The sequence below is a fragment of the Flavobacterium sp. Leaf82 genome, from assembly GCF_001422725.1.
Lineage (GTDB): Bacteria > Bacteroidota > Bacteroidia > Flavobacteriales > Flavobacteriaceae > Flavobacterium.
This window is the reverse complement of the sequence record NZ_LMMA01000001.1, coordinates 175,833-189,804: the sequence shown is the minus strand read 5'-3', so window position 1 is coordinate 189,804 and position 13,972 is coordinate 175,833. Positions and strand designations below refer to the sequence as shown.

The 13,972-nt window shown below is 31.3% G+C and carries 10 protein-coding genes; 8 read left to right on the top strand and 2 right to left on the bottom strand.

Translation table 11 applies throughout. The features are described from left to right. Positions 1-18 precede the first annotated feature (18 nt). Complete coding sequence (locus ASF10_RS00845; protein WP_056244073.1) at positions 19-3,480, top strand: leucine-rich repeat domain-containing protein; 3,462 nt, start codon at positions 19-21, stop codon at positions 3,478-3,480. 158 nt (positions 3,481-3,638) lie between these two features. Continuing rightward, a complete protein-coding gene (locus ASF10_RS00840) occupies positions 3,639-6,161 on the top strand; it encodes a leucine-rich repeat domain-containing protein (RefSeq protein ID WP_056244070.1) in 2,523 nt (840 codons plus the stop codon). A 73-nt stretch (positions 6,162-6,234) separates the two neighbouring features. On the opposite strand, the gene ASF10_RS00835 is transcribed toward ASF10_RS00840, so the two are convergent. Next, positions 6,235-7,092: an MBL fold metallo-hydrolase gene (locus ASF10_RS00835; protein WP_056244068.1), complete on the bottom strand. Its 858-nt coding sequence runs from the start codon at positions 7,090-7,092 to the stop codon at positions 6,235-6,237. 368 nt (positions 7,093-7,460) lie between these two features. On the opposite strand from ASF10_RS00835, the gene ASF10_RS00830 reads away from it, so the two are divergent. The 6 genes from ASF10_RS00830 to sufD all read left to right on the top strand — a co-directional run bounded on the left by ASF10_RS00830 (position 7,461) and on the right by sufD (position 12,455). Next, positions 7,461-7,790: a HesB/IscA family protein gene (locus ASF10_RS00830; protein WP_055097560.1), complete on the top strand. Its 330-nt coding sequence runs from the start codon at positions 7,461-7,463 to the stop codon at positions 7,788-7,790. A 69-nt stretch (positions 7,791-7,859) separates the two neighbouring features. Further along, a complete protein-coding gene (sufB, locus tag ASF10_RS00825; RefSeq protein ID WP_055097561.1) occupies positions 7,860-9,308 on the top strand; it encodes a Fe-S cluster assembly protein SufB in 1,449 nt (482 codons plus the stop codon). 6 nt (positions 9,309-9,314) lie between these two features. Next, on the top strand, positions 9,315-9,803 hold the full coding sequence (locus ASF10_RS00820; protein WP_056244065.1) for a flavodoxin family protein: 489 nt from the start codon (positions 9,315-9,317) through the stop codon (positions 9,801-9,803). A 13-nt stretch (positions 9,804-9,816) separates the two neighbouring features. Next, the gene (gene sufC, locus ASF10_RS00815; RefSeq protein ID WP_056244062.1) at positions 9,817-10,563 is read left to right on the top strand and encodes a Fe-S cluster assembly ATPase SufC; all 747 of its coding nucleotides are present in this window, start codon (positions 9,817-9,819) and stop codon (positions 10,561-10,563) included. Between the two features lie 78 nt (positions 10,564-10,641). Further along, on the top strand, positions 10,642-11,031 hold the full coding sequence (locus tag ASF10_RS00810) for a four helix bundle protein (RefSeq protein ID WP_056244059.1): 390 nt from the start codon (positions 10,642-10,644) through the stop codon (positions 11,029-11,031). 107 nt (positions 11,032-11,138) lie between these two features. Beyond that, positions 11,139-12,455 (top strand): Fe-S cluster assembly protein SufD, encoded by a 1,317-nt coding sequence (sufD, locus tag ASF10_RS00805; RefSeq protein WP_056244056.1) that lies wholly within the window; start codon positions 11,139-11,141, stop codon positions 12,453-12,455. Positions 12,456-12,524: 69 nt separating this feature from the next. Here sufD and ASF10_RS00800 read toward each other — a convergent pair whose 3' ends face one another. Next, entirely contained in the window at positions 12,525-13,874 is a 1,350-nt protein-coding gene (locus ASF10_RS00800; protein ID WP_056244054.1) for a serine hydrolase domain-containing protein, read from the bottom strand. Between the last annotated feature and the right edge of the window lie 98 nt (positions 13,875-13,972).

Below are 13,972 nucleotides of genomic sequence, written 5' to 3'. Positions count from 1 at the left end.
TAACCATAAATCCAATCTATGAAAACAAAATTACTCTTATTGCTATTATTAGCAAATTTTTCAATTTATGCTCAACAGTACACTGCCATTCCTGACATTAATTTTGAAAACAAATTAATTAGTCTTGGTATTGATTCTGGTGCTCCAGATGGTCAAGTTTTAACTTCAAAAGTGGCTTCTTTGACTTCTTTGAATGTCGGTAACAGTTCCATTACAAACCTTACCGGAATTGAAGATTTTATTGCTTTAGATTATTTGAGTTGTGATGACAATCGATTGACTCAATTAAATGTATCTAAAAACATCAAATTAACCACTTTATCTTGTAGCAATAATCTTTTAACAACGTTAAATCTTGCTAATAATCCACTTTTAGTTACACTACAATGTCCAAATAATAAATTAACCGCGCTTAATTTTTCTAACAATACAGCACTTTCAAACATTGATTGCAAACGCAATGAACTTACAAGTATAGATGTTTCTAAACAGTTAATGCTGGAAAGTCTGGATTGCATCTATAATAGTATCAAAATTCTAGACGTGTCTTCTAATTTAAAGTTAGATCGTTTGTGGTGCAGTAACAATTTACTAAAAAGTCTAGATCTTAGTAAAAACAATAAACTAAGAGTGATGACCGCTCATACTAATTTGTTGACCTATTTGAACATAAAAAACGGAGCAAATTATTTGTTTAATCCTAACGCTTCTTATGCAACTTTTTACGGAAATTACCTGGAATGCATTCAGGTAGATAATGTAGAAGATGCTAATAAACTTTGGTCTCAGGTAAAAGATCCGATGGCGAGTTTTAGCACAGATTGCTCTGCTTACACGCTGATTCCAGATACTAACTTTGAGAAAAAACTGGTTGCCCTTGGAATTGACAGAGACGGTGTAAATGGAAAAGTCCTGACTTCAAATGTTTCATCCTTAACTACCTTAAATATCTATGGGGAATCAATTGCTGATTTGACAGGAATTCAGGATTTTATCGCTTTACAAGCTTTGGATTGTTCTGATAATCAAATTACGACTTTAGATCTTTCCAAAAATGTAAAATTAACTAATTTGAGATGTGGTCAGAATAAATTAACTACTCTCGATGTATCCAAAAATTTAGATTTACAATATATATATATATCTTATAATAATTTGACAACTTTTGATATTTCTAAAAATTTAGCACTAACTACTATATGGATTTACGCCAATAAACTAACGAATCTGGATGTATCGAGTAATTTGGCGTTGACAAATTTGTATTGTAATGAAAATCAAATAACAACAATTGATGTATCTAAAAATTTAGCTCTAAATTCATTATGGATTTCCTCTAATAAATTTACAAATTTAGATGTATCAGCTAATTTAAATTTAACTTCATTGGCGTGTGATCGAAATATGATAACTAGTTTAGATCTTACCAAAAACAATGCATTAGTATTATTAAACTGTATTTACAATAAACTGAATTGTATTTTGGTTGCTGATGTTGATTATGCCCTTAAAAACTGGAAAACTACAAAAGACAACACCGCAAGTTTTACTACAGACTGTAATGCTGTTACATTAATTCCGGATCTTAATTTTGAAACTAAATTAATTAGTTTGGGAATCGACTCCGGAACTCCGGATGGAAAAGTTTTAACCACAAATATTGCTTCTTTAACTACTTTAAACGTTACAGATTCTTCTATCAAAGATTTAACAGGTATTGAAGGATTTAGAGATTTAACATACCTTTCTGCTGGTATGAATCAAATAACAACGTTAGATCTTTCTTCAAATAAAAGTTTGACCTCATTAAGCATACGCGAAAACAAACTGAAGGATCTAAACATTCAATCAAACGTTTTATTAAACTTTTTATCTCTGGATAAAAATGAATTAACAACTTTAGATGTAAGTCAAAACATAAATTTAACTTATTTAGGTGTCAATTATAATCAATTAACTTCATTAGATTTATCTAGAAACCTACAACTAAACAATCTAGTCGTTTCCAATAATCAATTAACCACGTTAGATTTATCTAAAAATAATGCTCTGACTTTAGTTCTGTGCAGTACAAATAAGTTAACGAGTTTAAATGTAAAAAACAATCCTAATCTAGTTTTTTTAAATTGTCATGAAAACATATTGACATCATTAGATATTTCAGCCAATATTAATTTAATAGATCTTACTTGTTTTAGAAATGATTTAACAAGTCTTGATTTAACAAATAATACTAAATTAGATTATGTCGATTGTTCTTTCAACAAAATTACAGCTCTTGATATTTCAAAAAATATAAATTTGTATACCTTTTATTCTGATACAAATCAATTGACAGCTTTAGATGTATCAAAAAACACATTGCTTAATAACTTAAGTATTGCCGACAATTCTTTGACAACAATTGATGTTTCAAAAAATAAGGAATTGATTATTTTTTATTGTTATTCTAATCTATTAACAAGCGTTGATATTTCTAGTAACACGAAAATAACTCGTTTACAAGTCGATCTAAATAAATTAACGAGTTTAAATCTAAAAAACGGAAATAATACTATTTTCGATCGCAAGTACACAAACTTCAACAAGAATCCAAATTTAACTTGTATTCTAGTTGATGATGTTGCTTATTCTAATGCAAATTGGTCAAACCTAAAAGATGCAACAGCAAAATACACTCTGGATTGCTCTACTGAATTTGTTCAAATCGCAGATTCAAATTTTGAACAAAAACTAATCGATTTAGGAATCGATACTGATGGTTTGAACGGAAAAATAACTATCGCAAATATAGCTGGAATTACTTCTCTGGATCTTTCTAATAGTAATATCAAAGATCTGTCAGGAATTGAAAATTTTACTGCATTGACATTTTTAGATTGCAGCGATAATCAATTGACAACATTAGATGTGAGTAAAAATCTTGCTTTAGAAACATTAAATGCTTCTACAAACCAAATCACTACATTGGATTTTTCCAAAAACAGTAAACTTAAAATTGTATACGTAACAAATAATCCATTAATATCATTAAATCTTCAAAATGGTAATAATAGAAATTTTGTTGTACCATCACCAACAGATAAAAAAACGGCTTCTTTATACACTAGCTTTTTAGGTCTTACAACTCTAAGCTGTATTAAGGTAGACGATCCTAATTATTCTAATGCAAATTGGTCTAAAATTAAAGAACCTACTACTACTTATTCTGCTACTTGTTCTACTTTAGGCATCGAAGATTCTGTTTTTGATAAAGCAGTTTTATACCCAAACCCAACAAAAGGGGAAGTAAACATTAATAATATTGCTTTAGAAAAAGCAACGGTTTATAATTCATTAGGACAATTGGTAAAAACATTTACTTTAAATTCAAGTAATACAAATAATAAAATAAACTTATCCGATTTACCAAAAGGTGTTTATTATGTGTACCTAATTAATCAGGACGCTGCTTCAGCAAAGAAAGTTATTGTTGAATAATTATATATTGTTAAAACTAAAAAATCCCATTCGCCTAGTCGAATGGGATTTTTTTATGTTTAAAATTAAAAAAAATGAATGATAAATATTACGTTTTCCCGTAAAAGAAAATCGGTTACAAATTGTATACTTGCATGAACTAATTATAAAACTAATCTATGAAAACAAAACTACTCTTATTGCTATTATTAGCTAACTTTTCAATTTATGCCCAGTATACTGTTATTCCTGATATTAATTTTGAAAATAAATTAATTGCATTAGGTATTGACTCAGGTGCTGCTGATGGTAAAGTACTTACCAGTAATATATCAACTATAACTTCTTTGGACGTCTCTAATAGTAATATTTCAAATTTATCAGGTATTGAAGATTTTGTTTCGCTGACCAAATTGGATTGCGGAACCAATAAACTTTTGACTCTTAATGTTTCAAATAACAAACTTTTGACAGATCTAAACTGCAGATACAATAATCTAAGCGTTTTGGATTTGTCAGCAAATTTAAAATTAACTGCATTAGATTGTATTTATAATCAAATAACATCGCTTGATGTAACCAAAATGCTGAATCTTGGATCATTATTATGTACTGCTAATCAACTGACCTCTTTAGATGTAACTAATAATTTGGCTTTGTATTGGTTTGGTTGTAATGGCAATAAACTGATAACTTTGGATGTTTCCAAAAACAAACTTCTGCAATATTTAGACTGCGGATTCAATCAACTGACAGCTCTTGATGTTTCTAATAATACAGCTTTGTTTTATTTAAATTGTTATTACAATAAACTAACTGCTTTAGATATTTCTATGCTTACAGAATTGACTGATTTAGCATGTTCAGACAGTAAATTAAGCAAACTGGATGTTTCTAAGAATACTAAACTAAAGTCTTTATTATGTGAAAAGATGACTTTTACAACTCTCGATATTTCTAATAATACAGCACTTAAAGAATTGTATTGCGGAAATGGAAAGCTTACCACTTTAAATGTTTCTAAGAATAAAGCACTTACCATTTTACAATGTTTTAATAATCAACTAAGCGATTTAAACATTAAGAATGGGACAAATACACTGCTTACCACTGTGAATTTTATACAAAACCCAGATCTAATTTGTATTCAAGTAGATGATGTTACTTATTCAAATAAAAATTGGTCTAGCGCAAAAGACATTACTGCTAATTATTCGACAAACTGTAATACTTATACACTTATACCAGATTCGAATTTTGAAAACAAATTAATTTCACTTGGCATTGACACAGGAGTTTCAGATGGGAAAGTTTTAACTTCAAGTATTAATAAATTGACTTTCTTAAATGTATCTGGAGCTAAAATTTCCAGCTTAGAAGGAATTGATGGTTTTTCAGCTTTAACTAATTTAATTTGTAGTGGAAACCAATTAACGTCTTTGGATCTTAGCAACAATTATGCATTACAAATTTTAGACAGCAGTAACAATCGTTTAACAGAATTATACACTTCTAAAAGTAATAATTTGGTAGCATTAACCTGTGAGAACAACTTATTGTCAACCTTAGACATTATTAATAATACCGCTTTAGATCTTTTAGATTTCAGTGGAAATCAATTAAGTTCTATAGACCTTTCGCAACATAAAGCATTGTCTCAATTATTTTGTGCTTCTAACCAATTAACCAAATTAGATCTTAGCAAAAATATTCTTTTAAAGGATTTGAATTGTTCTTCAAATCAATTGATAAGCTTGAATTTAAAAAATGGAAACAATACTAATTTACATTCTTTCAATATTCATCTGGAGAATAATCCAAATCTAAGCTGTATACAAGTCGATAATAAAACATATTCAGATACTAATTGGCTAAATTTTAAAGACGTTACGGCTACTTATAACGAAGATTGCGATTATTATACTTTAATTGCAGAACCAAATTTTGAACAAAAATTAATCGATTTAGGAATTGATACTGATGGTTTAAACGGAAGAATAACTACCGCAAACATTAGTACAATTACTTCTTTAGATCTTTCTAACAGCAATATTAAAGATCTGTCCGGAATTGAAAATTTTACTGCATTGACATTTTTAGATTGCAGTGATAATCAATTGACCACATTAGATGTGAGCAAGAATCTGGCTTTAGAAACATTAAACGCTGGTTCAAACCAAATCACTACATTGGATTTATCCAAAAACAGTAAACTTAAAATTGTATATGTAACAAATAATCCATTAATATCATTAAACCTTCAAAATGGTAATAATAGAAATTTTGTTTTACCATCTGCAACAGATAAAAAAACTGCCGCTTTATACACTAGCTTTTTAGGACTTACAACCTTAAGTTGTATTAAGGTAGACGATGTTAATTATTCTAATGCAAATTGGTCTAAAATTAAAGAACCAACTGCTATTTATTCTGCTACTTGTTCTACGTTAGGTATCGAAGATTCTGGTTTTAACAAAGCAGTTTTATATCCAAACCCAACAAAAGGTGAAGTAAATATTAATAATATTGCTTTAGAAAAAGCAACGGTTTATAATTCATTAGGACAATTGGTAAAAACATTTACTTTAAATTCAAGTAATACAAATAATACTATAAACTTATCTGGTTTACCAAAAGGAGTTTATTATGTATACCTAATTAATCAGAATGCTGCTTCAGCAAAGAAAATTATTGTTGAATAATTATATATTGTTAAAACTAAAAAATCCCATTTGCTGCCGCGAATGGGATTTTTTTTATATTTAAGATTTTGTCCTAAAGAACATCTTCGCAAGTAAAAACTTCTTTCAGTCGAACTCCTTTTTCAGTATGTTCTACCGTTATAATCTGGTTATGAGCGTCATGTTCTAAAAACAAATAATGATTATTATCTGCTGCCGCGTTCAGGAATTTTGATTTTTCGGGCATTGTTAGCAAAGGTCGCGTATCGTATCCCATAACGTATGGCAACGGAATATGTCCGGCTGTAGCCAACAAATCCGCACAAAAAACTATGGTTTTATCTTTGTATTGAATATGTGGAATCATTTGCTTTTCGGTATGACCATCAACGTAATAAATTCCGAAATTCATTTCATCAGAAAATCCAAAATCACTTTCAGGACGTTTGATAAAATTCAATTGTCCGCTTTCCTGCATAGGCAAAATATTCTCTGAAAGAAAAGATGCTTTTTCACGGGCATTAGGTTTTGTTGCCCATTCCCAATGATTTTCATTCGTCCAAAATTTAGCATTTTTAAAAGCCGGCTCATAAAAAGTTTTGTCCGAATTCCATTGAACACTTCCTCCACAATGATCAAAATGCAAATGTGTCATAAAAACATCCGTAATATCATCTCGGTGAAAACCATATTTTGCCAATGATTTGTCTATCGAATGTGATCCCCAAAGTGAGTAATATCCAAAAAACTTTTCAGATTGCTTGTTTCCCATTCCCGTATCAATCAAAATCAATCGGTTTCCGTCTTCAATAAGCAGGCAACGTGCAGCAATATCAATTAAATTATTAGCATCTGCGGGATTCGTTTTCTTCCAGATTGTTTTAGGCACAACACCAAACATAGCGCCGCCATCTAATTTAAAATTTCCGGATTCTATTGGGTAAAGCTTCATGAGAATAGATTTCTAATATTAAAAACAAAGCTAGGAAATACAATTCCGTTATGCTAAAAAAATCCTTTTAAAAATCTTGACAAATCTTTAATCTTCAGAGTTCTTAATTTATTGTTTATTTGGGAAAATTGAGAAAAAATTGAAAATCATTAAAAACTGTCATCAATAACCCATTCATTTAGTAATATAACTAATATCTATTTTAACATTTGTTATAATAATGTGAACCGTTATGGAAAAAGGTTTTTAAGTCGTATCTTTGCAGATAATTTAATTTCAACATTGAAAGACAGCACTTTAAAATGTAATAATTTAATTACTATTTTGAATGTTAATTCAATTGAAAGCAAAAACAAATACCATAAACAATGATAAAAGTTTCTGATACAGCCAAAAAGAAAATCATCGACTTGATGAAAGATGATGGTTTTGATGCTGCTAGCGACTACGTAAGAGTAGGCGTGAAAAGTGGCGGATGCTCTGGTTTGTCATATGATTTAAAATTTGACAAAACCAAAGGCGACGACGATAAAATATTTGTAGACAACGACATAACAATTGCAGTTGAAAAAAAATCATTTCTATATTTAGCCGGAACAATACTTGAATTTTCAGGCGGATTAAACGGAAAAGGTTTCGTATTTAATAATCCAAATGCAAGCAGAACTTGTGGTTGCGGAGAATCTTTTTCGCTATAAGTAAAGTCTAAAAGCAAAATTTAAATGCTTAAGAAATCTTATTTCCCAAGCGTTTTAAAAAACTAAAAAATGTCAAAATACACGGAAGACGATTTAAAAATCGAACTCGAAACTAAAGAATACGAATACGGATTTTACACCGATATTGAATCGGAAACATTTCCTATTGGCTTAAATGAAGATATCGTAAGAGCTATTTCCCTAAAAAAAGAAGAACCTCAATGGATGACCGATTGGCGTATTGAGGCTTTTCGTGCGTGGAAAGAAATGATTGAACCGGAATGGGCAAATGTTCATTATCAAAAACCTGATTTTCAAGCTATTTCATACTATTCTGCTCCAAAGCAAGTAGATCCAACAAAAACTTTAGATGATGTAGATCCGGAACTTCTTGAAATGTACAAAAAGTTAGGTATCTCTGTAGACGAACAAAAAATGATGAACAATGTCGCTATGGATATTGTTGTCGATTCTGTTTCTGTTGCTACTACTTTCAAGAAAACATTGGGAGAAAAAGGAATTATTTTCTGTCCTATTTCTGAAGCTATCAAAGAACATCCGGAATTAGTTCGTAAATATTTAGGAACTGTTGTACCTCAAAAAGACAACTTCTACGCAGCATTAAACTCAGCGGTTTTCTCTGACGGAAGTTTCTGTTATATTCCAAAAGGCGTTCGTTGCCCAATGGAACTTTCAACTTATTTTAGAATCAATCAGGCAGGAACAGGACAATTCGAGAGAACCCTAGTTATTGCAGATGAAGGAAGTTATGTTTCATACCTTGAAGGTTGTACGGCTCCAAGTCGTGACGAAAATCAATTGCACGCTGCTGTGGTTGAATTAATCGCATTGGATGATGCCGAAATTAAATATTCTACCGTTCAAAACTGGTTCCCTGGAAACAAAGAAGGAAAAGGTGGAGTTTATAACTTCGTAACCAAAAGAGGTTTATGCGAAACAAACGCTAAAATTTCATGGACACAAGTAGAAACTGGTTCTGCTGTAACCTGGAAATATCCTTCTTGTGTATTAAAAGGAGATAATTCGGTGGGAGAATTTTATTCAATTGCCGTTACCAATAATTACCAACAAGCAGATACAGGAACTAAAATGATCCATTTAGGAAAAAATACTAAATCGACTATTATTTCTAAAGGTATCTCTGCTGGTAAATCACAAAACAGTTACCGTGGATTAGTGCAAATTAGCCCAAGAGCTGAAAATGCACGTAACTTTTCTCAATGTGATTCTCTTTTAATGGGAAACAATTGCGGAGCACATACTTTCCCTTATATCGAAAGTAAAAATCCATCAGCTAAAATAGAGCACGAAGCAACTACAAGTAAAATTGGAGAAGATCAGGTTTTTTATTGCAACCAAAGAGGTATTCCAACTGAAAAAGCAATTGCATTAATTGTAAACGGTTTCAGTAAAGATGTATTGAACAAATTGCCAATGGAATTTGCTGTTGAAGCCCAAAAATTATTAGAGATTTCTTTAGAAGGATCTGTAGGATAATTAAAGATGGAAGGTAGAAAAGTAATCATTTTAGGTTCTTCAAGAAAAAACGGAAATACAACCAAAATTGTAGACGAGATTTCTAAAGAACACGGAATAGAGGTAATTGATCTAAGTGATTTTAATATTTCTTATTACGATTACGAAAGCAAAAACAGAGAAGATGATTTTTTGCCCTTGATAAAAGGAATACTTGAAAATTACGACACTTTAATTTTTGCAACGCCAATATATTGGTATAATATGAGTGGAATAATGAAGGTTTTCTTTGATCGGTTTTCGGATTTACTCCGAATTGAAAAAGAAACCGGAAGAAAACTCAGAGGAAAGAAAATTGGTGTGATATCAAATTCACACGATAATGAAATTGAAGAAAGTTTTTACATTCCTTTCAAAAAATCAGCCGATTATTTAGGCATGGAATATTTAGGACACGCGCATTTTAATGCCAATATCCTAAACCAAACAACAAAAATAGAATTGACATTTATATAAAATAAAAAAAACAATGTTATCAATAAAAAACCTTCACGCCTCAATTGGTGATAAAGAAATCCTGAAAGGAATTAATATAGAAGTTAAAGCTGGCGAAGTACACGCTATCATGGGACCAAACGGTTCTGGAAAAAGTACACTTTCGGCTGTAATTGCCGGAAATGAAAACTACGAAGTTACTGACGGACAAGTTTTCCTTGACGGAGAAGATCTTGCTGATCTTGCTCCTGAAGAAAGAGCACACAAAGGAGTTTTCCTTTCTTTTCAATATCCTGTAGAAATTCCTGGAGTAAGTGTAACGAACTTCATGAAAACTGCGATCAACGAAACTCGTAAAGCAAACGGTGAAGCCGAAATGCCTGCGAATGAAATGCTAAAAGTAATTCGTGAGAAATCTGAATTATTAGAAATCGACCGTAAATTTTTATCTCGTTCTTTAAACGAAGGTTTTTCAGGAGGAGAGAAAAAAAGAAACGAGATTTTTCAAATGGCAATGTTAGAGCCAAAATTAGCCATCCTTGACGAAACCGATTCTGGTCTTGATATCGATGCCCTAAGAATTGTTGCTAACGGAGTTAACAAATTGAAAAGCGAGAAAAACGCAATTATCGTTATCACACACTACCAACGTTTGTTAGACTATATTGTTCCGGATTTTGTTCACGTTCTTTACAACGGAAGAATCGTAAAATCTGGAGGAAAAGAATTGGCTTACGAACTGGAAGAAAAAGGATACGACTGGATTAAAGCGGAGAACTAAATTTTAGTTTCAGGTTTCATGTTTGTTTAGTTTCAAGTTGAGCTACATTTGTAGGTTTAAACTTAATTAAGATAAAACATGGCAACTATAACTCGATTTGAAGATTTGGAAATCTGGAAAGAAGCTCGACGATTAGCAAAAGAAGTTCATTCAATTGCAATTGAAACAGAATTAAAATCAGATTTCAGATTTAAAAATCAAATAAAAGCTTCTTCTGGATCAGTGATGGATAATATTGCTGAAGGTTTTGAAAGAGATGGAAATTTAGAATTTCGACAATTTTTATCAATAGCAAAAGGCTCTGCAGGAGAAACAAGATCTCAACTTTATAGAGTTTTTGATTTTGAATATATTTCAGAACAAAAATTTGAAGCTTTAAAAAAAGATTACGAAAATTTAAGAGGTAAAATAAAAAACTTTATCACTTACCTTAATAAAAAAGATTTCAAAGGAAATAAGTTTCAGTAGAAAATCCTGAAACTTTAAACCTGAAACAATATGGATTCAAAGGAGTTAAGTTTCAATAAGCAACCTGAAACTTGAAACCTGAAACTCCGAAGGAAACAAACAAGAAAATGGATTTAAAAGAAAAATTAGTATCGTCTTTTATGGCTTTTGAAGAGCGTGTCGATGTACATTCAGATTTACATGACATACGCACAAATGCCTTAAAAAACTTCGAAAATAAAGGTTTCCCAACCAAAAAAGAAGAAGCTTGGAAATATACATCGTTAAACGCCATCTTAAAAAATGACTTTACGGTTTTTCCTAAGCAAGAAAATGCAATCGAATTTAATCAGGTAAAAAAATACTTTTTACACGAAATCGACACCTATAAATTAGTATTTATCGATGGTGTTTTCAGTTCGCATTTGTCTTCTACTACACATGACGGAATCGATGTTTGCTTGATGTCATCGGCATTGACCAAACCAAAATATAAAATGATTATTGATACGTACTTCAATCAAATCGCAAGTAAAGATGATAGTTTAACTTCATTGAATACTGCATTTGCAAGTGAAGGTGCTTTTATCAATATTCCACAAAAGAAAGTTGCAGATAAACCTATTGAGATCATGTATTTCTCAACAGGAAACGAAGCTGCATTAATGGTTCAGCCAAGAAATTTGGTTATTGTGGGTGAAAATTCACATGTTCAGATTATCGAGCGTCACCAAAGTTTGAACGAAAATCCGGTTTTAACCAATTCGGTTACAGAGATTTTTACTCAAAAACGTGCGATTGTTGACTATTACAAAATTCAAAACGATAATAGCGAAGCTAATTTAATTGACAATACTTACGTTTCTCAACAACAGGAAAGTCATGCTTATGTGCATACATTTTCGTTTGGTGGAAATCTTACTCGTAACAACTTAAACTTTTATCACTTTGGTGAAAGATTGACAAGTACGCTTAACGGAATTTCAATTCTAAACGACAAACAACACGTCGATCATTATACTTTGGTAAACCACGCACAACCAAACTGCGAGAGTTTTCAGGATTATAAAGGAATTTTCTCTGACCGTTCAACGGGAGTTTTCAACGGAAAAATTCTAGTAAATAAAGAAGCTCAAAAAACAAATGCTTTCCAAAAAAGTAATAATATTTTATTGAGTGACAAAGCTACTATCAATGCAAAACCACAATTAGAAATTTTTGCTGACGACGTAAAATGTTCTCACGGTTGTACTGTTGGACAACTTGACGAAACTGCAATGTTCTACATGCAATCTCGTGGAATCCCTAAAAAAGAAGCTAAAGCTTTATTGATGTACGCATTCTCGAACGCCGTTATCGAAAGCATTAAAATACCAGAATTAAAACAAAGAATTACTAAAATCATTGCCATGAAATTAGGCGTGAATTTAGGATTTGATTTGTAAAAAATTCTATTTAATACTATATTCAAACCCGACAGGTTTTAAAAACCTGTCGGGTTTTCTGTATATAAACTATTTCTTAACCGAAGAAATTATCCCCTTCAAAAACCCATTAAAATCAAATCCCTGATCTTCTTCCTTAAGTCCCATTCTCACAATTACCATATCAAGAGACGGAATAATCGCCACCATTTGTCCTTGATATCCGCTGCAATAAAACATATCACGCGGAACATCTGGAAATTTCCCTCCTGCGTTTAGCCAAAATTGTGCTCCATAAGCTCCTTTAGAAGTATTTGTGGGTGTTGCAGAATATTTTACCCAGCTTTCATCCAGAATTTGCTCTCCGTTCCAGTTTCCTTTATGAAGGTATAACAATCCAAATTTAGACCAATCCCGAGCTGTTGCCCAAGCATAGGAAGAACCTACAAAAGTTCCCGTCATATCTTGCTCTACGATCATCGAATTCATTCCGATTTTATCAATTACAGCGCCGTACCAAAAATCAAGATATTCTTGTTGGGTTTTAAATTGGCTTCTTAAAATTCCTGACAATAAATTGGTTGTTCCGGAAGAATAATTCCAATGTGTGTTGGGTTTAAACTGAGCTGGCTTTTCACGTTGCACTTTTGCCATATCTCCAGATTGAAAAAGCATTATTGTTGCATCGCAAATTTTACTGTAATTTTCTTCCCATTCTAATCCTGAATTCATGTGCAGCAAATCGTTTATGGTAATAATTTTACGATCGTCATTTTTCCATTCGGCAATTGGAGCAGGTTTATAAATGTCAATTTTTCCTTGTTTTGCTAAAACTCCAAAAGCTGAACTGGTAATACTTTTTGTCATCGACCAGCCCAAAATCTTACTGTCTTTGTTAAATCCTGTGTCGTATTTTTCACCTATTAATTTATCTTTATACAAAACTATTACTGCACGTGTACGTTTTAATTTCCCTCCGTTTTTATCAAAAGAATCATCAATTGCTTTATTCAATTTCGAATAATCTACAGTCGAAAACAAGGTGTCTTTTGGTTCGTTATTTCCGTAAGGAAAAGGAAAATTATTGATTAATTTAGTACGTTTAGGAAGCAAATAAGGTTTCGAAATATCATAATCATCATCAATTAAAGTCGCTCCTAAACCTTCACGATAAATTGCTTTTCTTTCTTTTAAGCCATAAACGGCAGATGTTGCAAACTTTCCTGCCTCATCAATTGTATTGGTTGCCAAATCCATTAACGGAATGTCATTATCTGATTTTTCGATCAATTCTTTCGATCTATTGTCTAAGAAATGTCCTGAAGCAATACTTTTGGCCGAAAAGCCAGAAATTAATTCCAGCTTTGGATAAGTTGTAAATCCAAAATAAAGAACTACGATTAACAAAACAAGTGCAAGTAACTTGATGATTTTTTTCATATTCTAAAGAGGTGTTTTTTACTGCAATATAAATATTTTATCATCAACATTTTAGGATCGAACTCCTATTTTGAATTTCAATAATTTATAAATACTAT

Excerpts from the sequence above, each read along its gene's own strand:
- sufD (WP_056244056.1), top strand. The coding sequence starts at position 11,139 with ATGGATTTAAAAGAAAAATTAGTATCGTCTTTTATGGCTTTTGAAGAG.
- ASF10_RS00810 (WP_056244059.1), top strand. The coding sequence starts at position 10,642 with ATGGCAACTATAACTCGATTTGAAGATTTGGAAATCTGGAAAGAAGCT.
- sufB (WP_055097561.1), top strand. The coding sequence starts at position 7,860 with ATGTCAAAATACACGGAAGACGATTTAAAAATCGAACTCGAAACTAAA.
- sufC (WP_056244062.1), top strand. The coding sequence starts at position 9,817 with ATGTTATCAATAAAAAACCTTCACGCCTCAATTGGTGATAAAGAAATC.
- ASF10_RS00845 (WP_056244073.1), top strand. The coding sequence starts at position 19 with ATGAAAACAAAATTACTCTTATTGCTATTATTAGCAAATTTTTCAATT.
- ASF10_RS00820 (WP_056244065.1), top strand. The coding sequence starts at position 9,315 with ATGGAAGGTAGAAAAGTAATCATTTTAGGTTCTTCAAGAAAAAACGGA.
- ASF10_RS00830 (WP_055097560.1), top strand. The coding sequence starts at position 7,461 with ATGATAAAAGTTTCTGATACAGCCAAAAAGAAAATCATCGACTTGATG.
- ASF10_RS00835 (WP_056244068.1), bottom strand. The coding sequence starts at position 7,092 with ATGAAGCTTTACCCAATAGAATCCGGAAATTTTAAATTAGATGGCGGC.
- ASF10_RS00800 (WP_056244054.1), bottom strand. The coding sequence starts at position 13,874 with ATGAAAAAAATCATCAAGTTACTTGCACTTGTTTTGTTAATCGTAGTT.
- ASF10_RS00840 (WP_056244070.1), top strand. The coding sequence starts at position 3,639 with ATGAAAACAAAACTACTCTTATTGCTATTATTAGCTAACTTTTCAATT.